The 22907-nt window shown below is 72.6% G+C and carries 17 protein-coding genes and 1 pseudogene; 10 read left to right on the plus strand and 8 right to left on the minus strand.

All coding sequences use genetic code 11. The features are described 5' to 3' along the window. Positions 1-4: 4 nt before the first annotated feature. From DFJ67_RS14720 to DFJ67_RS14735, 4 genes are all read left to right on the plus strand, one after another. Positions 5-1285 (plus strand): ABC transporter permease, encoded by a 1281-nt coding sequence (locus DFJ67_RS14720; RefSeq protein ID WP_116068402.1) that lies wholly within the window; start codon positions 5-7, stop codon positions 1283-1285. 9 nt (positions 1286-1294) lie between these two features. After that, the gene (locus DFJ67_RS14725) at positions 1295-1987 is read left to right on the plus strand and encodes a cytidine deaminase (protein ID WP_116068403.1); all 693 of its coding nucleotides are present in this window, start codon (positions 1295-1297) and stop codon (positions 1985-1987) included. Then, on the plus strand, positions 1984-3261 hold the full coding sequence (locus DFJ67_RS14730; RefSeq protein WP_116068404.1) for a thymidine phosphorylase: 1278 nt from the start codon (positions 1984-1986) through the stop codon (positions 3259-3261). The genes DFJ67_RS14725 and DFJ67_RS14730 overlap by 4 nt, the downstream gene beginning before the upstream one ends. A 74-nt stretch (positions 3262-3335) precedes the next feature. Next, a complete protein-coding gene (locus DFJ67_RS14735) occupies positions 3336-4016 on the plus strand; it encodes a DUF4272 domain-containing protein (RefSeq protein WP_116068405.1) in 681 nt (226 codons plus the stop codon). Here DFJ67_RS14735 and DFJ67_RS14740 read toward each other — a convergent pair. Next, a complete protein-coding gene (locus tag DFJ67_RS14740) occupies positions 4009-4818 on the minus strand; it encodes a putative RNA methyltransferase (RefSeq protein ID WP_116068406.1) in 810 nt (269 codons plus the stop codon). The genes DFJ67_RS14735 and DFJ67_RS14740 overlap by 8 nt on opposite strands. 26 nt (positions 4819-4844) lie before the next feature. Between DFJ67_RS14740 and DFJ67_RS14745 the strand changes: the two genes are divergently transcribed. The 5 genes from DFJ67_RS14745 to DFJ67_RS14765 all read left to right on the plus strand — a co-directional run bounded on the left by DFJ67_RS14745 (position 4845) and on the right by DFJ67_RS14765 (position 11527). Beyond that, complete coding sequence (locus DFJ67_RS14745) at positions 4845-5918, plus strand: adenosine deaminase (protein ID WP_116068407.1); 1074 nt, start codon at positions 4845-4847, stop codon at positions 5916-5918. Between the two features lie 409 nt (positions 5919-6327). Next, the gene (locus DFJ67_RS14750) at positions 6328-10065 is read left to right on the plus strand and encodes a sensor histidine kinase (protein WP_409362947.1); all 3738 of its coding nucleotides are present in this window, start codon (positions 6328-6330) and stop codon (positions 10063-10065) included. Beyond that, positions 10062-10466 (plus strand): roadblock/LC7 domain-containing protein, encoded by a 405-nt coding sequence (locus tag DFJ67_RS14755; RefSeq protein WP_116068409.1) that lies wholly within the window; start codon positions 10062-10064, stop codon positions 10464-10466. Before DFJ67_RS14750 ends, DFJ67_RS14755 begins: the two co-directional genes overlap by 4 nt. 97 nt (positions 10467-10563) lie before the next feature. Beyond that, positions 10564-10941: a DUF742 domain-containing protein gene (locus tag DFJ67_RS14760; protein ID WP_089247557.1), complete on the plus strand. Its 378-nt coding sequence runs from the start codon at positions 10564-10566 to the stop codon at positions 10939-10941. Beyond that, positions 10922-11527, plus strand: a complete 606-nt coding sequence (locus DFJ67_RS14765; RefSeq protein ID WP_203783877.1) for a GTP-binding protein — start codon at positions 10922-10924, stop codon at positions 11525-11527. Before DFJ67_RS14760 ends, DFJ67_RS14765 begins: the two co-directional genes overlap by 20 nt. A gap of 72 nt (positions 11528-11599) precedes the next feature. Here DFJ67_RS14765 and DFJ67_RS14770 read toward each other — a convergent pair whose 3' ends face one another. The 3 genes and pseudogenes from DFJ67_RS14770 to DFJ67_RS14780 all read right to left on the minus strand — a co-directional run bounded on the left by DFJ67_RS14770 (position 11600) and on the right by DFJ67_RS14780 (position 17247). Next, on the minus strand, positions 11600-12817 hold the full coding sequence (locus DFJ67_RS14770) for an ABC transporter substrate-binding protein (RefSeq protein ID WP_170215849.1): 1218 nt from the start codon (positions 12815-12817) through the stop codon (positions 11600-11602). A gap of 1941 nt (positions 12818-14758) precedes the next feature. Next, positions 14759-16174 (minus strand): annotated as a pseudogene (locus DFJ67_RS44685) (transposase); the annotation flags it as partial. A gap of 38 nt (positions 16175-16212) precedes the next feature. Further along, on the minus strand, positions 16213-17247 hold the full coding sequence (locus DFJ67_RS14780; protein WP_409362948.1) for a SatS C-terminal domain-containing protein: 1035 nt from the start codon (positions 17245-17247) through the stop codon (positions 16213-16215). 146 nt (positions 17248-17393) lie between these two features. Here DFJ67_RS14780 and DFJ67_RS14785 point away from each other — a divergent pair, with 146 nt between their 5' ends. Continuing rightward, positions 17394-17720 carry a PadR family transcriptional regulator gene (locus DFJ67_RS14785; RefSeq protein ID WP_116068412.1) on the plus strand — a complete coding sequence of 109 codons (327 nt, stop codon included), beginning with the start codon at positions 17394-17396 and terminating at the stop codon, positions 17718-17720. 140 nt (positions 17721-17860) lie between these two features. On the opposite strand, the gene DFJ67_RS14790 is transcribed toward DFJ67_RS14785, so the two are convergent. Genes DFJ67_RS14790 through DFJ67_RS14805 form a run of 4 tightly spaced genes read right to left on the minus strand, consistent with a single transcriptional unit; the run spans position 17861 to position 22907 of the window. Continuing rightward, positions 17861-18517, minus strand: a complete 657-nt coding sequence (locus DFJ67_RS14790) for a permease prefix domain 1-containing protein (protein WP_116068413.1) — start codon at positions 18515-18517, stop codon at positions 17861-17863. Between the two features lie 49 nt (positions 18518-18566). Further along, complete coding sequence (gene cydC / locus DFJ67_RS14795) at positions 18567-20261, minus strand: thiol reductant ABC exporter subunit CydC (protein ID WP_409362949.1); 1695 nt, start codon at positions 20259-20261, stop codon at positions 18567-18569. Next, positions 20254-21879 carry a thiol reductant ABC exporter subunit CydD gene (gene cydD, locus DFJ67_RS14800; protein WP_116076219.1) on the minus strand — a complete coding sequence of 542 codons (1626 nt, stop codon included), beginning with the start codon at positions 21877-21879 and terminating at the stop codon, positions 20254-20256. The genes cydC and cydD overlap by 8 nt, the downstream gene beginning before the upstream one ends. A gap of 29 nt (positions 21880-21908) precedes the next feature. After that, entirely contained in the window at positions 21909-22907 is a 999-nt protein-coding gene (locus DFJ67_RS14805) for a cytochrome d ubiquinol oxidase subunit II (protein ID WP_116068415.1), read from the minus strand.

Raw genomic sequence — 22907 nt, forward strand, 5'->3', positions numbered from 1 at the left:
GACCGTGACGGCCAGCACCGTCGACACGGCCCAGGTGGTCGTCGAACCGGTCCGCTACTGGACCCGCCAGCGCAAGGTCGGTGTGGGCCTCGCGGGGGCGGGCCTCGTCGCGGCCGTGCTCTTCGGCGCGCTCGCCTCCGCGCAGAAGGCCGAGTTCACCCTCGCCGAGACGATCAGCGGCAGCTCGATCGGCCTCAACGGCCGGGTCGGCGCGATCCTGTTCGGCGCGATCGCCGCCCTCGCCGGCGGAGCCATGCTGGTCACCGCGCGCCGCGCGTTCGGCTGGCTGCTCGGCCTCGGCATCGTCGCCGCGCTGATCTCGTTCCTCTGCTGGCAGCTCTCCCAGGCGCCGGACAATCTCAACATCATCCCGCTGGGCAGTGTGGCGCACAGTTCGGTGACGCTGGCCCTGCCGCTGATCCTGGGCGCGCTGGCCGGTGTGCTCTGCGAGCGGTCCGCGGTGATCAACGTGGCCATCGAGGGCCAGTTCCTGATGGGCGCGTTCGCCGCGGCGATGTTCGCGACCCTGGCCGGCAGCGTCTGGATCGGCATCCTGGCCGCCGGCGTCGGCGGCCTGATCATCGGGCTGTTGCTCGCGGTGCTGGCGATCCGATTCCTGGTCGACCAGGTGGTGCTCGGCGTCGTGCTCAACGTCTTCGCGCTGGGCCTGACCGGCTTCCTCTACGAGCAGCTCATGGCCAAGGACCAGTCGCGGTTCAACCAGCCGACGTTCGTGCCCGAGTGGGACATTCCCGGGCTGTCGAAGATCCCGCTGCTCGGGCCGGCGCTGTTCAAGGGGAACGTCTTCCTCTACGGCGCGATCGTGCTGGTCATCCTGATCCACGTAGGGCTGTTCTACACGCGCTGGGGCCTGCGCACCCGCGCCGTCGGCGAGCACCCGGCGGCTGCCGACACCCTCGGCGTGAAGGTGCTCGCGCTGCGCTACCGCAACGTGCTGATCGGCGGCGTGGTGGCCGGCTTCGGTGGCGCCTACTTCACGCTGCTGTCGACCACCAACTTCAACAAGAACATGACGTCGGGCCTCGGCTTCGTGGCGCTGGCGGCGCTGATCTTCGGCCGGTGGAGCCCGATCGGCTCGATGCTGGCGGCGCTGTTCTTCGGCTTCTGCTCCGCGCTGGCCGTCAGCCTGGGCTCGATCAACAGCCCGATCCCGAGCGGGTTCCTCAACATGCTGCCCTACATCGCCACGATCGTCGCGGTCGCCGGTCTCGTCGGCCGCGTGCGCGCGCCCGCCGCGGACGGAACGCCCTATATCAAGGGTTAGGGTCTGCTCATGGAGATCGACTGGGTGGCGCTACGGGCGGCCGCCGTCGAGGTGATGGGCCACGCGTACGCGCCGTACTCGGACTTTCCGGTCGGTGTCGCGGGGCTCGTCGACGACGGGCGGGTCGTGGTCGGCTGCAACGTGGAGAACGCGTCCTACGGGGTGACCCTCTGCGCCGAGTGCGGCATGGTCTCGGCCCTGCACGCCTCGGGCGGCGGCCGGCTGGTCGCGGTCTCCTGCGTCGACGGCGCCGGCCAGCCGCTGATGCCGTGTGGCCGCTGCCGTCAACTCCTCTTCGAGCACGGCGGCCCGGAGTGCCTGGTCGAGGCGCTGCCCGAGCCGCTGCGGGTCGGTGACCTGCTGCCGCACGCGTTCGGCCCGGCCAACCTCGACAAGGGCCGCGGCGCGATCCCGGAGGTGCCCGAGCGGCTGGCCCGCTGGCGCGGCCGGGGCACGGTCTTCGTGCACACCGACAGCGCCGGCGGCGCGTTGGTCTGGACCGGCTACTGGGAGCGCTCGTCCGGCGAGGGCGAGGAGAAGGGCATCCTCGAAGAGGCGCCCACCTGGCACGACCCGGCCCAGGGGATCGAGTGGGCGCGGGCCCGCACCGCCCGCATCGTGGTGGTCGACGAGGCCGGCGAGACCTGGTGGGCCGGCGAGGGCCAGGCGCCCGCCGAGATCGGAAAGCGGTGGGAGGCATGACCTTCGCGGCGGTCGACGTGATCCGGACCAAGCGTGACGGTGGTGTGCTCTCCGACGCCGCGATCGACTGGGTGGTCGACGCCTACACCAAGGGTGTGGTCGCCGACGAGCAGATGTCGGCGCTGGCGATGGCGATCCTGCTGCGCGGCATGACACCGGCTGAGATCGCCCGGTGGACCGCCGCGATGATCGCGAGCGGCGAACGGCTCGACCTTTCCGCCGTCGACCGGCCGACCGCAGACAAGCACAGCACCGGCGGCGTCGGCGACAAGATCACGCTGCCGCTCACCCCGCTGGTCGCCGCCTGCGGCGTCGCGGTGCCGCAGCTCTCCGGGCGCGGCCTCGGGCACACCGGCGGCACCCTCGACAAGCTGGAGTCGATCCCGGGCTGGCGGGCCCGGCTCGACAACGCCGAGTTCATCAAGCAGCTCCGCGATGTCGGCGCCGTCATCTGCGCCGCGGGCGACGGCCTGGCGCCGGCCGACCGCAAGCTCTACGCGCTGCGCGACGTCACCGGCACGGTCGAGGCGATCCCGCTGATCGCCAGCTCGATCATGAGCAAGAAGATCGCTGAGGGCACCGGCGCGCTGGTGCTCGACGTCAAGGTCGGTTCCGGCGCGTTCATGAAGTCGCTCGCCGACGCGCGTGAGCTCGCCCGCACGATGGTCGACCTGGGCAAGGCACACGGGGTACGCACGGTCGCCCTGCTCACCGAGATGTCCACCCCGCTCGGCCGGGCGGTCGGCAACGCGATCGAGGTCGAGGAGTCGGTCGAGGTGCTGGCCGGCGGCGGCCCCGCCGACGTGGTCGAGCTGACGCTGGCGCTGGCCCGGGAGATGCTCGACGCGGCCGGGCGGCCCGACGCCGACCCCGCCGCGGCGCTCGCCGACGGGCGCGCGATGGACTCCTGGCGGGCGATGATCCGGGCGCAGGGCGGCGACCCGGAGGCGGCGTTGCCGGTCGCGCGGGAGACGCACACGGTCACCGCCGAGGCCAACGGGTTCGTCGCGGCGGTCGACGCGTACGCCATCGGGGTGGCGGCCTGGCGCCTCGGCGCGGGCCGGGCGCGCAAGGAGGATCCGGTCTCCGCCGCAGCCGGGGTGCTGCTGCACCGCCGGCCCGGTGATCCGGTGCGGGCCGGCGAGCCGCTGTATGAGCTGCGTAGCGACGACCCGGCCCGGTTCGGCGCGGCGTTGGAGGCCGCCGCCGGCGCGGTGACGATCTCGACCCAACCGCCGGCCGCCACGCCGCTGGTCATCGATCGTCTCGCCTGACGTTCCGCTGCGCGCCCGGAAGGGCTATCCTCGCTGGCCAGGGGGATCGTCGACGTCAGAGGAACCAAAACGCCGTGACCGTGCCTGCCCCCGACCCGCGGCCCATCCGGGCGGCCAGCGTCGATGAGCTGCGCCGGCTACGCCTGCCGACACCGCCGGCCGGGTTCCCGTTGGTGTGGGAGCCGGGTGACGAGGTCGAGTTGCGACCCACCGGCGACATCGAGGCGCGCACCGCGATCCTGCATCTGGTGCTGGCCCGCTGCTTCGGCATGCCGCCACAGGCCGCGATGAGCTGGTTGCTCACCTCGCACCTGGTCGAGTTTGTGACGCCGCCGGAGTGGCAGTTCGTGGTGGCCGAGCGAGGTGACCGCCGCTCGTTCGTGCTGCACCACGACGCGATCTTCGCGCTCGCCTGGCTGCTCGGGCTGAGCAAGCATCTCGACCCGACCGCGCCGACCGACGAGCGGTTGATGGAGGCGTTGCCGCACCTACCGGAAGGCGAGACATTCCGGGCATGGCGCTCGCGAATCCTCGCCGCGCCGCGTGACGCCGCCGAGGCCGCCGCGATGCTCGACTTCTACTACTGCCTCGACTGGAGCTACCTCGAAGCCGAGCGGCGGGGCATCGGGCTGCCCGGTGTGGTCGACGCCAACGCGATCGGGCAACGCCGCTGGGCACTGGAGTGGGCCGTGGTCTTCAAGGGCCCCTACCACGATCCTCCGGGCGGCTGGGAAGAAGTCGATCTCTCTACCTAGCCCGGTATTGATCCAGCCGCACCGCCGCCGTCACCGCGACCGGCGTGGGCAGCTCGATCGCGGCCGGTGCCCGGTGCCAGGCGCTCGGACCCATGCCGACCACGGCCGCCACCTCGTCGCGGTCGAGCCGCAACCGCGACCGCAGGCTCTGCCGCCGCTCCAGCACGAACCACTCGTCGAGGCTCGCGGCCAGCCGGTCCTCCTTGTCGGGGTCGACCCGGAGCAGGCCGAGCGCGTCGACGAGTTCGGCCAGGTGGTCGGGCTCGGGCGTGACGACCAGCAGCCGGCCGTCAGGGCGCAGCACCCGATGGAACTCCGGCCCGTTGCGGGGCGCGAACACGTCGAGCAGCACCGCGGTGTCGTGGTCGGCCAGCGGCAACCGGCCCCAGGCGTCGGCCCGGACGGCGCCGGCCCGGTCGTGTGCCCGCGCGGCCCGGCGCAGCGCCGGCTTCGACGCGTCCAGGGCCAGACCGACCAGACCTTCGTTCCCATCGAGTACGGCCGCCAGGTGCTGCCCCGTCCCGGCGCCGACGTCGACGGCCAACCCGTTGGACCCGGCCGCCCCCTCGGACAGCGCCGCGGACACGAACGCGTAGTGCCCCTTCGCCAGGAACGCGTCGCGCGCGGCGACCATCTCCGGCGTGTCACCGGTGTGCGGCGACCGGCCGGCGCTCAGGTCGACGTACCCCTGTCGCGCGATGTCGAAGCTGTGCCCCCGCGGGCAGCGCAACGCCTGGGCGACGGTGTTCAGTGTTTCGTGGCACACCGGGCAACGCAGGTGAGCCACAACGTCACGGTTCATTCGACCTCTGCCACTAAAGTCTTTCCATGGTCGCAATTGGCATGGAAGAGATCGTCAAGGCCCCTAAGGCGCTGCTCCACGACCACCTCGACGGTGGGCTGCGACCGGCGACGGTCGTCGACCTCGCGGCGGAGGTCGACCATGCCCTGCCGACCAACGATCCCGACGAGCTCGGGCGCTGGTTCGTCGAGTCGGCCGACTCCGGCTCGCTCGAACGCTACCTCCAGACCTTCGAGCACACGGTCGCGGTGATGCAGACCGCGCCGGCGCTGCACCGGGTCGCCGAGGAGTGCGCGCTCGACCTGGCCGCCGACGGGGTGGTCTACGCCGAGGTCCGGTTCGCGCCCGAGCAACACCTGGAGAAGGGCCTGACGCTCGACGGCGTCGTGGAGGCGGTGCTCGCCGGGTTCGCCTCGGGCACCGCGAAGGCGGCGGCGAAGGGGCAGCAGATCCGGGTCGGCACCCTGCTGACCGCGATGCGGCACGCGGCCCGGTCGCAGGAGATCGCCGAGCTTTCGGTGCGCTACCGCGACACCGGGGTGGTCGGCTTCGACATCGCCGGTGCTGAGGCGGGCTTCCCGCCCACCCGCCACCTCGACGCGTTCGAATACCTCCAGCGGGAAAACTTCCACTTCACCATCCACGCCGGCGAGGCGTTCGGGCTGCCGTCGATCTGGCAGGCGATCCAGTGGTGCGGTGCCGACCGGCTGGGGCACGGCGTGCGGCTGGTCGACGACATCACGCCCGGCGGCGAGCCGGTGCTCGGCCGGCTTTCGGCCTATGTGCGCGACAAGCGGATCCCGCTGGAGCTGTGCCCGTCGTCCAACGTGCAGACCGGTGCGGCGCCGTCGATCGCGCAGCACCCCATCGGGCTGCTCCGCGACCTGCGCTTCCGGGTCACCGTCAACACCGACAACCGGCTGATGAGCGGCACCTCGATGTCACGCGAGATGGCGCTGCTGGTCGATGCGTTCGGTTACGGCTGGGCCGAGATGCAGTGGTTCACCATCAACGCGATGAAGAGCGCGTTCATCCCGTTCGACGAACGGCTCACCATCATCAATGAGGTGATCAAGCCCGCGTACGCCAAATTGGCGTGACGGCCGTCTTCGCCACGTGCACAATCCGGCACATCGGAAGTCCAATTCAGACTTAACGGGTATTTCTCATCGTCTCTTCGTACGAATCCGCAGCGCGCTTCCCCTATAAGGGGCATTGCACCAGCGCTCTGTCGATCCGCGCGCCCCGGAAGTAGTACCGCCTGCGGGAGATCGACGCTCACCTAGGGTGACGCGAGGTCAACGCGGTGCTGACAAACGGCCTGAACATCGCATCAGTACGGCGATCACGGACAGGGTGGGCTTTCTCTTTGCTAGCTCGACGTGATGGAATGCCGGGGGTCCGACCCGCCCGGGTCGGCCGATCGGCGGTGCCCGTGCGCAATTTCCTGACGGCGCCGAACCGGAGGGCGGTGACGTGAGCAAGCGGCCGAAGACGGCGAATTCCTTCATGTCGCGTCTCCGCCGGCCAGCCGGCCGGCTTCGTGATCTGCCGATCTGGTCGAAGCTCGGCCTCATCATGATCGTCCCGACCCTGGCGACGATCGTGGTTGGCACCAACGGCCTGATCGACCACATCGACACGTCGGAGAACGCGGACCAGGCACGTGACCTAGCCGTCGTGGTGGAGGCGTCGGGGGATCTCGTCCAGAACCTGCAGAACGAACGCGCCGCGGCCGCGATGCTGCTGGGCGCGAGGTCCGACACGCAGGCGAAGAAATACCGCACCGCTTTCGACACTTCGCAGCAGGCCGTCGACCGCGTGGTCAACAACTACGCGACGCAGCGCGCTTCCCTCAACGGCCTGCCGACCAACTTCGTCACCACGCTCAACCAGATCGACGACGGCCTCCAGGGCCTGCCGGGTGTGCGCAGCCAGGTGACGAGCGACAAGTTCGCCTTCACCGACGCGGCCCGGGCCTACAACGCCCTCGTCGACAACCTGCTCAACCTCCGTGACGGCGCCGCACAGCTGGCCGCCAACACGTCACTGAGCGAGCGGATGCGTGCGGTCGCCGCCGTGGCGCGACAGAAGGAGTTCCTATCCCAGGAGCGCCTGGTCGTGCTCCAGGCCTACAGCGCCAACAACACGATGAACCCCAACCTCAAGAAGGAGTTCATCGCTTCGCAGACGGGCCAGCTACAGGCCGCGGAGACGTTCATCTCGGTCGCCACGGTGACCGAGGAAGAGTCCTACAACCAGACGGTCGCCGGCTCCGACCTGCGTTCCTCGACCGCCTACGCGGGCTGGATCACCGGCATCATGCCGCAGAGCGGCTCGCTCGCCGAAGCACCGTTCACGATCGACGGGTGGGACAGCGCGCTGCTCGGCCACAGCCGGTTGATCCGCAGCGTCGAGCGACGGCTCGACAACACCGTGGTCGACACCGCCACCACCCTGCGCGACGACGTGCAGCGCCAGGTCCTCATCGAGACCGGCCTGCTGCTCGCGATGCTGCTGCTGGCGATCCTGTTCGCCTGGTTGGTCGCCCGGTCGATGGCGCGGTCGCTGCGCGAACTGCGGCACGGCGCCCTGGCGGTCGCCCAATACGGCCTGCCGCAGGCGGTGGCCCGACTGCGTGACCCGGCGCTGTCCACCCAGATGTCGCCGGCCCAGCTCGCCAACCAGATCGCCGAGCCGCTGCCGGTCCGCAGCAAAGACGAGTTCGGCCAGGTGACCGAGGCGTTCAACGCGGTCCACCTCGAAGCCGTCCGAACCGCGGCCGAGCAGGCCGCCCTGCGTGCGTCCGTCGCGACGATGTTCGTCAACCTCGCCCGCCGTTCGCAGATCCTGGTCGACCGGCTGATCGGCCACCTCGACCGGCTCGAGCGCGGCGAGGAAGACCCGGACCGTCTGGCCGAGCTGTTCCAGCTCGACCACCTGGCGACCCGGATGCGCCGCAACGACGAAAACCTCCTGGTGCTCGCCGGCGCCGACTCGACGCGTATCCAGCGCGAGCCGGCGGCCCTGATCGACGTGCTGCGCGCCGCGCAGTCCGAGGTCGAGCACTACACCCGGATCGAGTTCGGCGTCATCGACCGTGACATCGAGGTCGCCGCGCACGCGGTCAACGACCTCGTGCACCTCGTCGCCGAGCTGTTCGACAACGCGACGGCGTTCTCGCCGCCCGACTCGAGCGTCATGGTCGAGGCCCGCCGGATCGGCGAGCACGCGGTGCTCTACGTCGAAGACCGCGGCATCGGCATCACCAACGAGCAGCTCAACGACCTCAACGAGCGGCTGTCCCAGCCGCCGATGGTCGACGTGGCCGTCTCCCGGATGATGGGCCTCGTCGTGGTCGCGCGGCTGGCCGCCCGACACGGCGTCAAGGTCGAGCTTCGTCCGGCGTCCGACCGCGGCACCGTCGCCGACGTCGCCCTGCCCACCTCGGTCCTGGTGCCCCGGGCACTCGCGGGCCGCGGGCCGCTGGCCGGCCAATACGAAGTCCAGATGCCGCAGCAGCCGGCCCAGGTCTCCCGCACGCCATACCCGGCGCCCGCGCCGTTGGCACTGGAGAGCGGCCCGATGGGTCAGCGGCCCGACCACGACCTGGCCGGTGCCGGCGCGGGTGGCGGTCTCGCCAGCGCGTTCGGTGCCCGTCCGGGCGACGCGCCCTACAACGGCGGCAACGGCGCACACAGCGCTAACGGCGGTGCCAACGGCAACACCCGGAGCGGGCCGATGCCGGCCTGGTCCGACCTCACCGGCGCAGGTCCCGCGCACCGCCCGAGCGACCCGTTCGGCTCGCGCACCAACAACGGTGCCGCGCGCAACGACCCGCCACTGCCGCAGCGTCGCTCGACCGACGGCTGGGCGATGGAGGGCGAGGTGACCGGCGGCGGTCCGCAGTCGCCCGGGATCCCGCGCCAGACGCCGCGCGACAACGGCACGCCCCCGGTCTTCTCGGCGCCCCCGGTGATCTCGGTTCCGCCGGTGATCTCCGTGCCGCCGTCGTCGCCGGGGCCGGCAGCCGCGCCACGTGGGCCCGAGGTCTGGGAGCAGGGCGGCCCCACGCTGCCGCCGAGCGCCCCGGCCGGTCCGCCGATCGCCATGCCCGACAGCCCGGTCGTTCCGGGTCGGTCGAGCGGGTTGCCCGGCCGCACGCCGGAGCAGCCGGCCGCACCGAGCTACCAGCAGGCCGCACCGATCCCGGCCAGCGCGCCGCCGGCGCAGCCCACCGCTCCGGCGCAGCCTTACGGCCTGGCGGGTGCGGGCATGGGTGCTCCGGCTCCCGCGGCCAACCCGGCGCCGCCGGCGTGGCCGCCGGTCGCCGCCGAGCCGCAGCCGGCCGTCGACCAGCTCAGCGCCGGCTACGACCTGACCGCCGAACTGCCCCGGGTCGAGCGCCCGGCCGCACCGGCACAAGCATCCGCACAGCCCGCCGTCCCGCCGATCATCCCGGCCGCCAACAAGGCCCGGTTCGCCGACGAGACGATGGAACTGCCGATCTTCCGCGAGCTCGAGTCGGCGTGGTTCCGCACCCGCCGGGCGGCCGCGGAAGAGGCCGCCTCGCTCACGCCGACGCCGAGCGCCGCAGCGACTGCCCCCGCAGCCGCCGCAGCGTCCGCACCGGCCGCTGAGCACCGGATGAGCGGTGGAGCCACCGCGGCACCGACGGAGCAGTTCGTCACCGTCGAGGCCAGCCAACGGCTCACCAGCTCGCCGCAGTCGCGGACGGCGCCGGCAGCGGCACCGTCGACCGGTCCGGTGGGTGCACCGATGGGCGGCAGTGGCGGCCTGCCACCGCGCAGCCCGCTGCCGACCCGGCCGCCGGCACAGCACGACAGTGGCATTCCCACTGGCGGCGCTCCCAGCGGCGGGAACGGCAACGGCAACGGCGCCGCCAGCCGGCCCGCGCAGGAGTCCTGGCAGACGGCCGCTGACGACGGGTGGCGGGCAGCTTCCGCCATCTCGGAGATGCAAGTGAACGAAACCACGCAGGCCGGCCTGCCCAAGCGGGTGCCAATGGCGCAACTCGTGCCGGGTGGGGTCGACAAGTCAGCATCGTCGGTGCAGAAGCGCACTCCGGAAGCGGTCCGCGGGCTGCTCTCGGCTTATCACCGGGGTGTGCAGCGCGGTCGCACCCAGCCAAAGGACGAAACTTCGGATACGACTCCGGCCGGGCAGCCCTCCCAAGCTGGCCACGGTCCGGGTGCCGGGAGCGGTCAGAAGGAGCACGAACGATGACAACCACGCAAGATCTCGGGTGGCTGCTCGCCAACTTCGCCGACCGGGTGCCGGGGGTCGCACACGCGATCGCGGTTTCCGCCGACGGTCTGCTCCTCGCCTCGTCGCGGGACCTCCCGCGCGACCGGGCCGACCAGCTGGCCGCTATCTCGTCCGGTCTGGTCAGCCTCACGCAGGGCGCGGCCCGCTGCTTCGAGGGCGGTGCCGTGCTGCAGAACGTCGTCGAGATGGACAACGGGTTCCTCTTCCTGATGTCGATCTCCGACGGCTCCTCCTTCGCGGTCCTGGCGGCTCGCACGTGCGACGTCGGCCAGGTCGGTTATGAGATGGCGTTGCTGGTCGACCGCGTCGGTGACGCGCTGACCCCGGCGCCACGCACGGCCGCGGGAATGCTGGGCTAGTCGTTCCGGCAACGGAACGGCGCACGACAACGACATACAGACGCGACGGTCCCCGAGCGATCGGGCCGTGTTCGGATGCGAAGGGGGGTGAACGGCGATGACCGACAGAGACGAGCCGACGGGCGCGCTGGTGCGGCCGTACGCCGTGACCCGCGGACGCACCCGGCCCCGGCTCGAGATCGCCCTTGAGGCACTCGTCGAGACGACGGTCCGCGGCCGAACCGCCAACTCCACCAAAGGTGGGGGAGGCCGCGAGCACCAATACATCGCCGCGTTGTGCGACGGCCGGTTGCAGTCGCTCGCGGAGATCGCGGCTCGGATGCAGCTCCCGCTGGGGGTTGCCCGGGTCCTGATCGCCGACATGGCCGCCGACGGGCTCGTCGCGGTCTACGAACCGACCTCACTGGAAGACACGAACGATGCGGTGGGCACTGAACTGCTGGAGAGGGTGCTGAGTGGACTTCGCAGGCTCTGACGTGACGCACCGCCCGAGCGCTGGCCGTGTGACGTCGGCGAAGATTGTCATCGCCGGCGGGTTCGGCGTCGGCAAGACGACGCTGGTCGGGTCGGTGTCGGAAATCACGCCGCTGACCACTGAGGCCATCATGACCTCGGCCGGCGTCGGCGTCGACGACACCCGGCAAGTGCCGGGCAAGACGACGACCGTGGCGATGGACTTCGGCCGGATCACGATCGACCGTGACCTGATCCTCTACCTGTTCGGCACCCCCGGCCAGACGCGATTCTGGTTCATGTGGGACGAGCTGGTCCGAGGTGCGATCGGTGCGATCGTGCTCGTCGACACGCGTCGACTAGCCGACTGCTTCGCCGCGATCGACTTCTTCGAACATCGCCGCCTGCCCTACCTGGTGGCGATCAACTGCTTCGACGGCGTGCAATACCACGACCCGCAGGATGTCCGCGATGCCCTCGCGATCTCCAGCGACGTCCCCGTGGTGGCCTGCGACGCCCGCAACCGCGAGTCGACCAAGCATGTGCTGATCAGCCTCGTCGAATACGTGCTGAGCATGCGCCGGTCCCGCGCGGTCGCCCCGGCCTGACCGCCAACAAGAAGCCCCACCGCCCGGAAGGCGGTGGGGCTTTCTTCGTGCTCGGGTGTGCCGGGCGGCGGGTCAGCTGAAGCGGACCCACGCGCCGTTGGTGACCTGGAAGATCGCCAGCGAGTCGCGGGTCATGCCACCGTGGTCGATCGGCGCGAAGGTGTAGGAGCCGGCGATGCCCTCGGAGATGAGGTTTTCCATGTAGACCCGGATGCGGCCGCGGTCGACGCTGCGGCCCAGCCGGGCCGCGTTGGCGATCAGCCGCACCGCGTCGGAGCTGTAGGGCGCGAAGCCACGGAACGCGCCGTGCTTCTGGATGTAGCGGTAGATGAAGTCACGCCGGTCGAGGTCGGCCATCGTCGTGTCGGTCAGCGACGTGCCGGCCAGCGACGCGGGGTGGACGGCCAGCGCGTCTTGCGCGGCGGTGGCGTTGTCGCCGGTCAGCGTGTCATCGGCAACCGCGCCCGGATCGAAGATGAGCTGGCCCCCGAAAGACAGGCCGTTCTTGAGCGCCAGCGCCGCGGCACCGGAGTCGGGCGCCTGGGCCCAGATGATGATGGCGTCGGGCTTCGTGTCGGCCACGCGCTTCGCGAACGGCGTGACGTTGGTGCTGCCGGTCGGCGGGAGTTGCTCGTGTGCGATCAGGTGGCTGCCGAGTTTCTTGCGCAGCGCGTCGTAGCCGGCCTCGCCGTAGGCACCGTTGCCGTAGAGCATGCCGATCTTGTCAAGCTTGCGACCGGGCTCCGAGATGAGGTCGGCCATCATCCGCGCCACGTCGTCGGCGTTGGCCTGTAGCCGGTAGATGTAGGTGCGCTGAGGGAGCGGCGTGACGATGCCGTCGGCCGACGCCAGCGAGATGAACGGCACCTGCTCGGTCTGCGCGACCTTGAGCATCGCCAGCGAGGTCTCGGCCAGGACGCCGCCCATGACCGCATGGACGTTTTCCTTCTGGATGAGCTCGGTCGCCTGCTGCTCGGCGGTCTCCGGGCGGCTGCCGTTGTCGCGGTAGATCATCTTGACCCGGCGGCGCAGGTTGCCGACCGGCACGCCCTCTTCGTTGAGCGTGTCGACGGTGATCCGCAGCGCGCGCTCCTGGAGCACGCCATGTGCGGCGCCCGAGCCGGTGAGCTCCAGGCTGGCACCGATGATGAGTTCTTCGGACCCCTTGGTGGTCGGGCCAGGGCTGTTGGTCTCGTCGGATCCACAGGCGGCGGTGAACAAGGTGCCCGCGGCTGCGACCAGAACGCCACGCCGGGTCATCTGGGCCCGGCCGAACGCCGGCTTCGCCATCTGGTGCCGCCTCTCCACTGCCCGGCGACGCCCGTCGCCAGATATCACGCGGGTATGCTCCCGGCCCGGTAGCCCCGCCGTCAAATCGCGGTTACTACCCAATCGGGGCATCCCGCAGGATCACGACCTGGCCGACCGGTATTCGTATTCCTGGCTCTCGTCGCGTCCACCGTGGTCACGGCTGAAGTCCCAGCCACCGGCCGACTCGCGACCGGGGCGACCGCCCACCGCGTAGCCGCCGATCTCCTGGCCGCGGCGCCAGCCGCGGAAATAGCCGGTGGTGTGCGCCGCGATGCTGGCCGCGTCACGGACGATCCGGAAGGGCCGCTCGTCGCGTAGCGGCGAGCCAGGCACCAGGTTGGCCTGGGGCACCCTGCGGGGTAGGCCGGACTGCGTCTCGATGCCTACGGCGGGCTGAGCGGCCTTCTCGGCTGCCTGCCAGCCGGTGTCGGCAACCGACGCCCAGCCGAGGTCTTCGGCCTCGTCTTCCGGGTGGCCGGTGAACCACGCCGAACGTGCGGCCGCGAAGATCAGCAAATCGCCGTCGCCCTCGTCGTTGGACACCGGGGGCGCGCTGATGCCGATCGGAAGCTGCGGGTGGCTGCCCGTGTCGGACGGAGTCTCCACCAGGCGCAGCGGCGGTGCGTCGTAGCGCGCGGCGTAGTCGTCGCGGGTGCGCCGCTCGTCGCGAACGCGCGACCGGTTTTCCCGGGGAGCCTCTTCGCGCAGGGCGCGGTCGGCCAGCGGCGGCGGCTCGACCAGACGCAGGATCGGCGGCTCCGGCGGCATGTCGTCGGCCAGCCACGGCGGCTGCACCCGGTCGTCGCCGATCGGCGAGTAGGTCGGCCGGTCGAGCTCGCTCGGCGGCAACTCGCTGAGGTCGGGGAAGCGCGGCTCACCGTTGGCGCGCTCGTCGGAGGTGTTGTCGACGAGCGGCCAGTTGGCACGGGCGCCCGGCTCCGGACGCGGTGCGGGCACCGGGATGCTCAGGTCGGTCGCCTGGAACCCGCTGACCGGCGGCTGCGGCGGTGCCGGCGGCGGCGTCGCCGTGGCGCCGCGACCGTTGGCCCGCGGCGGGATGACGGTCGGCCGCTTGCGCTCGGCGCGGGCCGAGTTCATCGCGGCGTTGGTCAGCGTCGCCCGGAACGGCTCGCCCGCCTCGGCCGGCGGCACCGTCGGGCGCTGCGCGGGGATCGGGGTGATGCCCGGCGGCGGGGGCGGCACGGAGATCGGCTTGTTGACCGGGCTGGCCGACACCGGCCGGCCGGGCAACGGCATCGCCATGGCGGCCGGGGACTGCGGCGCGGCGGGCGGAGCCGACTGCGGCGTGGCGGCCGGCTGCTCGTAGCGGCTGGCGTTGTCGAACCCGGCCTGCTCGGTCGGCGCCGGCCGCGCGTAGCGGCCGGTGCTGTCGAAGCCGCCGGAACCGGATGCCGCAGCCGGCTGCTGGAAGCGGCTCGGCCCGTCGGAACCGTTGGAGGCGGCGGGCTGGAAGCGGCTCGGCCCGTCGGAACCGTTGGAGGCGGCGGGCTGGAAGCGGCTCGGCCCGTCGGAACCGTTGGAGGCGGCGGGCTGGAAGCGGCTCGGCCCGTCGGAACCCTCGGAAGCGGCAGGCTGCTGGAAGCGGCTGGACCGGTCGGACCCGTTGGAGGCGGCAGGCTGCTGGAAGCGGCTGGGCCCGTCGGACGCGGCGGGCGACTGGAAGCGGCTGGGCCCGTCGGACGCGGCGGGCGACTGGAAGCGGCCGGGTCCGTCGGACGCGGCGGGCTGCTCGTAGCGGCCGGGCCCGTCCGACGCGGCCGGCTGCTCGTAGCGGCCGGGGCCGTCGGAAGCGGCGGGCTGCTCGTAGCGGCTGGCGCTGTCGAACCCGTTGGAAGCGGATGCGGCCGGCTGCTCGTAGCGGCTGGTGCCGTCGAAGCCCGTCGACCAGGCGTGCCCAGGGCTGCGCGACGGCATCGACGCGCCGGTGGGTGCGCTCGCGGCGGGCGGGGTCGCGGCTGCCGCCGGCGGCTCGGCCGAACGGGCCGGGGTGCGCGGCGTGGCCTGGCGACGCGGTGCGTTGGGCGGCCGGGCGGGGCTCGCCGCGCGCTGCGGCCGGGCCGGCTCGACCGGCTGGGCCGGCTCCGCGAACGGAACGGAGGCCGCGGTGGTGACCGGGGTGGGCGCGGTCGGTGGCGGTGCCACCGGGGCCGGCGCGACCGGCGGGGTGGTCAGCGCACGCGGAGTGGTCGCCGCGGCGGCCGGCTCCGGGCGGTGCCGGCGGCCGGTGGAAGAGCGATCGGGCAGCGGCAACGGCAGCGCGTGTAGCCCGGCCGGCGTCGCCGCAGGCTCGGTCTCGGCGACGCGCAGGACCGGCGCGGGCTCGGTTTCGGTGACCCGCCGGAGCGGCGTGGGCTCGGTCTCGGCGGTGGCCCGCCGGATCGGCCGGCGAGGTGCGGCGGTGACCAGCGTCGTGCGGGCGGCCAGGGTGGCGACCAGGGCCGCGCAGCCGTCGTCGCAGGAGCGCACGGCGGCGACGGCCTGGCGCACCGCGTCGGCGGACGCGCTGGCGAGCGTCTTGTTGATGGTGCCGCGCCGCGGGGTCTCGGCGATCGCGACCCGCAGCGCGGTGATCGCCTCGAGCACCCTGGCCTGGTCGGCGACGCCGGAAGCGGTCAGCCGGACGGCGACCGCCTCGGCCGCCGCGGGCAGATCGCGGCCGCGGGCGACGGTGCCGCTCAGCGTGCCGGGCTCGGGAAGCGCGTCGAGGACGGCGAGCGTCAGCGGCTCGGCCGGGTCGGAGAAGGCGCGCAGAGCGGCGGGGTAGAGCTCACGGAGCACCTCGCGCAGCGTCGCCGCGGCGGAGTGCCGGCCGCCGGCGAGGGCGGAGTGCGCGGCCAGGATCGGCCGGTAGGGCGCGAGGTCGCGGGGCACCGGCAGACCGATGGCGAAGATGGCGCCCGCCTGCAACGCCCGGGCGAGGCCGACCGCGCGGCGCTCGGCCGGCGGGGACTCCATCTCTTCGAGGGACTCGTCGTCGGCGAAACGCTCGGCGAAGTCGTCGACGGCGTCGTCGTCAGCGATGGCCAGTGGCCGGCCGGCGGCGGTGAGCAGGGACGTCACCTGGTGGTCGTCGCTGTCAGCGGCGATGGCGGCCGAACCGGGGCCGTTGGCCCGCTCGGCCAGAACGGCGCCAAGCTGGGCGTAACCCGCCGGGTCGTCGGTGATCTCGCATACGCCGAGCAGCCGCCCGGCGTCGTCGACAACAGCAGCCGTCAGACCTGTGCCAGCGCCTGCCGGCCGACCCGTCGGTTCCGCCGATGCGAGACCGCAGTACACCCGTACGAGCGCCACGGTGTCGTCCTCCTCCCCGGGCACATCTCGTGTGCCAAGGACTGATGTTCCCTGGTTGGGGGTCAGTCGCGCCAGTCCACAGCGGCAGAGATCTTGCCGATAATCGTGCGCCAGCCCAAACTTGCGGTTTGTGCCCCGATTTTCCGGAGTCGGCGGCGTGCCATGAACCCGCCGATCCCGCCGTCGACCACGCCACGCAGGGCTTCGTCGAGGTCATCGAGGCTGTTGCCAGGGGAGAGCATGTCAAGCACCGCGGGCAGCCGCAACGCGTAGGACAGGTCGCGGGCGACCTCGCCGGCCTCGATGATGAGCGGCGGATCCCAGCTGTCGTGCCCGCCCCGCAGGTTTTCCACCACGAGGTCGAGCTCGTAGGAGTCTTCGTCGAGCGGCGCCACGTTGACCGGCTCGAGCCGGTCGACCAGCGTGGCCCAGGTGTCGACCTGGGCGAAGTCGTTGGGCGCGCCCGAGCGGATGAAGCTCACCAGGCCTTCGGCGCTGCGGAAGAGCAGCAGCTTGCCCCGGTGGGTGAGGAAGACGGGAACCTCTTCGGCCTCCGGCTCTTCCTCTTCTTCTTCCTCTTCGTCCTCTTCGAGCTCGGCCTCGGCTTCGGCGTCAGCCTCTTCGGCCTCTTCGTCGTCGTCTTCGCCGCGTTCCTTGCGCCCGGCCGCCTCGGCCTGCTCCGCCAACTCCTCGTCGGTGAAGAGGTCGGCGTCGTCGTCTTCGTCGTCCTGGCGGCCGCGGGCGGCGAACAGGTCGTCTTCCTCGCGGTCGGAGGTGTCGGTCGGCGTCAGCTCGTTGGACATCCGGTAGGCGCGCAGCGTGTAGCCGGTGCCGGCAGGCAGCGCGATCTCGATCGGGTCGATCCGCAGCTCGTCCCAGAGCGCCCGCTGCTCGGCCGGGTCAACGCCGGTCTCGTCGGCATCGTCGTCGGCGTCGTTGTCGACCGCGTCGACCTCATCCACCTCAGCGGTCTCAGCCGGTGTCTCCACCGCCGCGGGCTCGGTCGTGTCGCTGCCGGCCGTGGTCTCCTCGACCTCTGCCGCGGGCTCGTCCGTAGACGGCGGCTTGGCCTTGGACCGGTTGGACTGGCGCGCCACGCTGACCTCCGGGAGTGGTGTGTTTCGGGCGTGCTTTGGTGACCTCGCGCACGAACACCCTAGTGTGCTCCCGTGGCGTTCACCGACCGCACCCCGGGTCACCACTTCCTGGCATGGTCACGCCGTTACGAGTAGGCTTCCTACCTATGAAGGCGCAGGCGCTGCACGGCCACCTCGACGCGCTGCTGCTGTCGGTGCTCGAAGACGGCCCGCTGCACGGCTACGCGGTCATCGAGGCCCTCAAGGCCCGCAGCAGTGGCTCGCTCAACCTGCCCACCGGCACGGTCTACCCGGCTTTGCGCCGCCTCGAGCGGGCCGGCTTCGTCGACAGCTCCTGGAGCACGGTCAACGGCCGCGAACGCCGCACCTACGAGCTGACCGGCTCCGGCCGCCGCGCCCTCGCGGGCGAACGCACCAACTGGCACGAGTTCAGCTCGACGGTGGGCCGCTTCCTGGGCGCCGAACCCACCTAGACAACTTCTGGCTCGGGTTCGCGGTGGGCACGACCGTTGCTCCCGCCAGGGATCGCTGCGCTTCGCTCCGCTTGCCAGCTTCGCGCCACCGCGACTCAGCCCACCAACCCCGCGCGACACGCCGGCGGCGGCGCGGCGCCTCAGGTGGCGCGCAGGGTGGTTGCGGCCGCGCGGGCGATCCAGGTAGCTGCCGCTGTCATCGCGATGCCGCCGACGATCATCGGTGGCCAGGTCAGGGCGGCGGTCCACATCTCGGCCGACCAGCCGTACAAGGTGATGCCGCTGACCGCGACCAGGGTGAGCACCGCGGCCAGGGCGATGGTCGCGGTGCGCAGCAGCCGCGGTGACACCGGGCGGCCGTAGCGGGTGGCCAGCCAGAGCGCGACACTCCCCAGGAAACCGGCAGCGACCGACAGCCGGCCGAGCCAGTCGACGCCCGCCGACAGGGCCAGGTAGGCGGTCGGCGGTTGCGGGCCCGTCCAGGGCGCGCCCTGCCACATCAGGTCGCTGCAAATGGCCGAGACCGCGAACACCGCGACCACCCGCAGCCCGAACACCCGCGCCGCCGATGCCGCGAGTTCGGCTTGGAAGGCCGGTGCCACCTGGGAGATCGTGCCGAACTCGGCGACCGCCGCATGTTCAGCGACCGCGAGAGGCTGCCCGGCCTCGCGCAGGTCGCGCACCGCGTCGTCCAGGCCGTCGCGGGCCTCGGTCAGCATCCGCCGCTTGAGCGCGGCCGGACCGGACAGGGCCCGGTCGAGCAGCCGGAGGTGCTGGTCGACGAGGCTGGCACGCATACCGGAAGCCTGGCACGACAGACCCCGCAGCGGCCTCCGGTGGTCTCCCCTAAGGAGCGAACGCCAGATAGCCGCGCTCGTCGGCCTGCTGGATCCGCCACTGGTCGCGGTACCAGCCGGGCTCGGCGATCAGCGACGCGTGCCGGCCGCGCTGGATGATCCGGCCCGAGTCGAGCACCAGGATCTCGTCGAAGTCGTCGAGCCCGCTGAGCCGGTGGGTGACCAGCACGACCGCGCCCGGTGCGGCGGCGACCACGGCGGCCAGCACCGCGTCGGCGGCGGCCGGGTCGAGGCCCTCGGTCGGCTCGTCGAGCACCAGCACTTCGGGCGCGAGCAGCAACGCCCTGGTCAGCGCCAATCGCTGCCGCTGGCCGCCGGACAGCTGGCCGCCGTCTTCGCCGACCTCGGTGTCCCAGCCGGCGGGCTGCTCGTGCACCCAGTCGAGGAAGCCGGCCGGTGCCGCGGCGGCCGCGAGGTCATCGTCGGTGGCGTCGGGCCGGGCCAGCAGCACGTTGTCGCGGACCGGGGCGTGGAAGACGTGGGCGTCGGCGAACAAGCCGCCGACCCGGTGCGGGTCGCCTGCGCCGACGACCTGACCGGCGTCCGGGCGGACGGTGCCGGCCAGCACGGCGAGCAGCGTGCTCTTGCCCGCGCCGCTCGGCCCGACCACGGCCACCCGCCGACCCGGCGGCAAGCTGAGGCTGACATCGGCGAGGGCGGGCGCCGCGCCCGCGCGGTAGGTCACCGAAACGTGGTCGACGCCCGGGACGCCGTCGGCGGTCGACACGACAGGGCCGGGCGTCGGGGAGAGCAACGCGGCCACCCGCGCCAGCGCGCCGCCGAGTTGCGTCCGCTGCCGGGCGGCACCGACCAGCGCCAGCGCCGACTCGACGGCCGCGATCGTCCCGACGGCGAGCACGCCGACCAACGTTCCCGAGGTGCCGGCGTGCAGCGCAGCCAGCACCACGCCGGCCGCGGTGGCACCCGCGAGCAGCACGCCCGCGCCGTCGACCGCCCAGCCGATCAAGGCCAGCCGCCGTTCGAGGCGGGCCAGCGTCGCGGCGCGTCCGGCGGCCCGCGCGAGGGCCGGGCCGGTCGCACCGAACGCAGCCAGGTCGGCCGCGCCCGCGGTCAGGTCGATCGCGTCGACCGCCAGCGCACCGCGCAGCGGCGCCACCTCCGCGGCCGTGCGCCGGCTCAGTGCCGACGCCGCCCAGGGCAGCGCGACCGACGCGAGCAGCAGCCCGGCGGCCAGCGGCAACGCGGCCAGCGGGCTGATCGCCGCGGCACCGATCACCGCGAGCACCGCGACCAGCCCGGCGGCGGCAGCCGGAACGAGCACCCGCAGCAGCAGGTCCTGCACCGCGTCGACGTCGGAGACCAGCCGGCTCAGCGCGTCGCCGGACCGGTCGGTGGCTCGGGTGGGCCGGGAGGCAAGGGTCGCGAAGATCCGGGCGCGGACCTCGGCGATGATCCGGAGCACCGCGTCGTGGCCGGCGAGCCGTTCGGTGTAGCGCAGTACGCCGCGGGCGATGGCCAGCGTCCGGACCGCGACGATCGCGACGGTGAGCGCCGCCACCGGCGGTTGCCCGGCGGCGGTGATGAGCAGCCAGGTCGCCGTCGCCATCAGGGCCAGCCCGGCCAGCTCGGTGCCGGCCGCGAGCAGGCCGCCGCCGATCAGCCGACCCAGCCAGGGCCGGGCGACCCGCAGGACGGTGCGCTCAGCGGCGGTCATGTCAGGCACCCACCCTGGCGGGCGTCAGCTCGGTCACCACGCCGCCGTCGACCCGCAGCACCCGGTCGGCGACCGCGAGCAGGGCCGGGCGGTGCGCGACGAAGACGCCGGTGCGCCCGGCGAGCAGGCCGATCGTCGCCTCGACGACGGCCGCCTCCGACGCGGCGTCCAACCGGGCGGTCGGCTCGTCGAGGAGCACCAGCGACGCCTGGTCGCGCAGGAACGCCCGGGCCAGCGCGATCCGTTGGCGTTGGCCGCTGGACAACCCGTACCCCCGCTCGCCGAGCATGGTTTCCCAACCGTCGGGCAGCGCCGCGACGACCTCGTCGAGCGCGGCCGCGGTGGCCGCCTTGTCGAGGTCAGTGGAGGGCGCCGCGCCGAGCCGCACGTTGTCGGCGACCGTGCCGGCGAACAGGTGCGCCCGTTGTGGCACCCAGGCGATCTGGCGGCGCCAGGCGTCCAGGTCGGCGTCGGCCAGGGGGACGCCGGAGACGAGCACCTGGCCGGCGGTCGGCTGCACGAAGCCGAGCAGCAGGCCGAGCAGCGTGCTCTTGCCCGCGCCGGACGGGCCGACGATCGCCACCCGCTCGCCGGGCTGGATGGTCAGCGAGACGTCGCGCAGCGCCGTGGTGCGGTCGTAGGTCACCGTCACCCCGTCGAACACCAGCGGGCCGGGACGCGGCACGGCAATGCCAACGGCCGGAGCGGAGGAGGACGGCAGTGCGGACAACGCCTCGTCGAGCGCGGTCAGGCCTTCGAGGCTGGCGTGGAACTTGCTGCCGGCGGCGCGCAGCGGCAGGTAGGCCTCCGGGGTCAGCAGCAGCACGAGCAGCGCGACCTGGAGGGTGATGCCGCCGGAGAGCAGCCGCAGGCCGACCGGCACCGCGACCAGCGCGACCGAGATCGTCGCCACCAACTCCAGCACGAGGGCCGAGAGGAACGCGATCCGCAGCGTCTTCATCGTCGCCTCGCGGTGCGCGTCGGCCATCCGGCGGACCACGTCGACCTGGGCCTGGGCCCGGCCGAACGCGCGCAGCGTTGGCAGGCCGCTGAGCATGTCGAGGAAGTGGCCGCCGAGCCGGGACAGCCGCCGCCACTGCCGCTCGGTGGCCGCCTGGGCCTGCCAGCCGACGAGTGCGCCGAAGACCGGGATCAGCGGGAGCGTGACGGCGACGATCACCGCGGAGGTCCAGTCGGCGAACACCAGCCGGGCCAGCACCGCGATCGGGATGGTCACGCCGAGCACGAGTTGCGGCAGGTAGCCGGTGAAGTAGGCGTCCAGCCCGTCGAGGCCGCGGCCGACCAGGGTGGCCAGCGAGCCGCCGCGCTGGCCGGCGAGCCAGGCCGGGTCGCGCCGGGTGACCGAGCCGAGCAACTCGACCCGCAGCGCCTCCTTGACGGCGGCGGCGCTCCACGCGGTCACCGCGCCCTGGGCCCAGGCCAGCGCGGCGCGGCCGGCGACCAGGACGACGAACAGGCCGAGGGCGGTGCGGTCGAGGCGACCACCGGCGGCCGCGGTCAGCACCGTGGCCAACGCGGTCGCCTGGAGCACGATCACCACGGCGGTCGCGACGCCGGCCAACCCGAGCACGGCGAAATGGCGCCGGGTCGCGGGCACCCGGTGCATCAGGCGCGGGTCGAACGGTCGCCGGCGGCTCACCAGTAAACCGGGGCCTTGCCGTCGATCCGACCGCGGAACACCCACCAACTCATCGCCTGGAAGCCTATAAGCACCGGAACCAGTGGCAGCGCGAGCCAGCTCAGCAGGCGCAGCGTCGACGGTGCGGCAGCGGCCTCGGCGACGGTCAGCGTCGCGGCCGGGTCGACCGTCGAGACCAGCGCGGCCGGGTAGAGCCCGAGCCCGACCACCAGCACCGGCGCCACCAGCGCGACGGAACTCGCGGCGAATGCCCAGCCCGGCCGCCGATGCGCGAAAGCCCGCGCCGCGCCAAGGACAACCACGATGAGCAGCACGGGCAGGAAGGCCCAGGCGTTCACCGCCGCCCGCACGTCGGCGGAGAGCAGGCCGAGAAGCGTGGTCACCGCCACAGCACCGAGGGCGACCGGAACGAGCCGGTCGACCAGTGCGGCCCGCCGCGGCGCCTGTTCTTTCGGCATCCGCAGGGACAGGAAGGTGGCGCCCTGCACCGCGACGAGCGTCACCAGTGTGATCGCGGTCGCAGCGACGAACGGCGTCGCCAGATGGCCGATGCCACCGACGTGGCCGGCGGCGTCGAGCGGCACACCCTGAAGCATCCCGCCGAGCACCGCACCCCAGCCGAGGGCGGCCAGCGCGCTGCCGCCGACCACCACGTGATCCCACCGGGCCCGGGCGGCCAGGCGGTCCGGCCGCCCGCGTAGCTGCACGGCCACGGTCACCAGGACCACCCCGACCAACGCCACGACGACGGCCGGGTAGAGGCCGGACAGCAACTCGCCCTCCAGGTGCGGGAAGGCGCCGAACAGGATGCCGAGGGCGGCCACCAGCCAGACCTCGTTGCCGAGGAAGAACGGGCCCACGGCGGTGAGCGCGGCGCGCCGGTCAGGGTCGTCGCCATGTGCCGGCAGCAGCAGGCCGACGCCGTAGTCGTAGCCGCCGAGCACTAGGTAGGCGGCGAAGAACAGGCCCAGCAGGGCGTACCAGATGAGGTCCAT

Origin of the sequence: Asanoa ferruginea, assembly GCF_003387075.1 — a bacterium.
Classification (GTDB): domain Bacteria; phylum Actinomycetota; class Actinomycetes; order Mycobacteriales; family Micromonosporaceae; genus Asanoa; species Asanoa ferruginea.

What these genes read in the sequence shown, in the direction of transcription:
- DFJ67_RS14725 (WP_116068403.1), top strand. Translation starts at nt 1,295, where the DNA reads ATGGAGATCGACTGGGTGGCGCTACGGGCGGCCGCCGTCGAGGTGATG.
- DFJ67_RS14730 (WP_116068404.1), top strand. Translation starts at nt 1,984, where the DNA reads ATGACCTTCGCGGCGGTCGACGTGATCCGGACCAAGCGTGACGGTGGT.
- DFJ67_RS14740 (WP_116068406.1), bottom strand. Translation starts at nt 4,818, where the DNA reads ATGAACCGTGACGTTGTGGCTCACCTGCGTTGCCCGGTGTGCCACGAA.
- DFJ67_RS14745 (WP_116068407.1), top strand. Translation starts at nt 4,845, where the DNA reads ATGGTCGCAATTGGCATGGAAGAGATCGTCAAGGCCCCTAAGGCGCTG.
- DFJ67_RS14750 (WP_409362947.1), top strand. Translation starts at nt 6,328, where the DNA reads ATGTCGCGTCTCCGCCGGCCAGCCGGCCGGCTTCGTGATCTGCCGATC.
- DFJ67_RS14755 (WP_116068409.1), top strand. Translation starts at nt 10,062, where the DNA reads ATGACAACCACGCAAGATCTCGGGTGGCTGCTCGCCAACTTCGCCGAC.
- DFJ67_RS14760 (WP_089247557.1), top strand. Translation starts at nt 10,564, where the DNA reads ATGACCGACAGAGACGAGCCGACGGGCGCGCTGGTGCGGCCGTACGCC.
- DFJ67_RS14770 (WP_170215849.1), bottom strand. Translation starts at nt 12,817, where the DNA reads ATGGCGAAGCCGGCGTTCGGCCGGGCCCAGATGACCCGGCGTGGCGTT.
- DFJ67_RS14785 (WP_116068412.1), top strand. Translation starts at nt 17,394, where the DNA reads ATGAAGGCGCAGGCGCTGCACGGCCACCTCGACGCGCTGCTGCTGTCG.
- DFJ67_RS14790 (WP_116068413.1), bottom strand. Translation starts at nt 18,517, where the DNA reads ATGCGTGCCAGCCTCGTCGACCAGCACCTCCGGCTGCTCGACCGGGCC.
- cydD (WP_116076219.1), bottom strand. Translation starts at nt 21,879, where the DNA reads ATGCACCGGGTGCCCGCGACCCGGCGCCATTTCGCCGTGCTCGGGTTG.
- DFJ67_RS14805 (WP_116068415.1), bottom strand. Translation starts at nt 22,907, where the DNA reads ATGGACCTCATCTGGTACGCCCTGCTGGGCCTGTTCTTCGCCGCCTAC.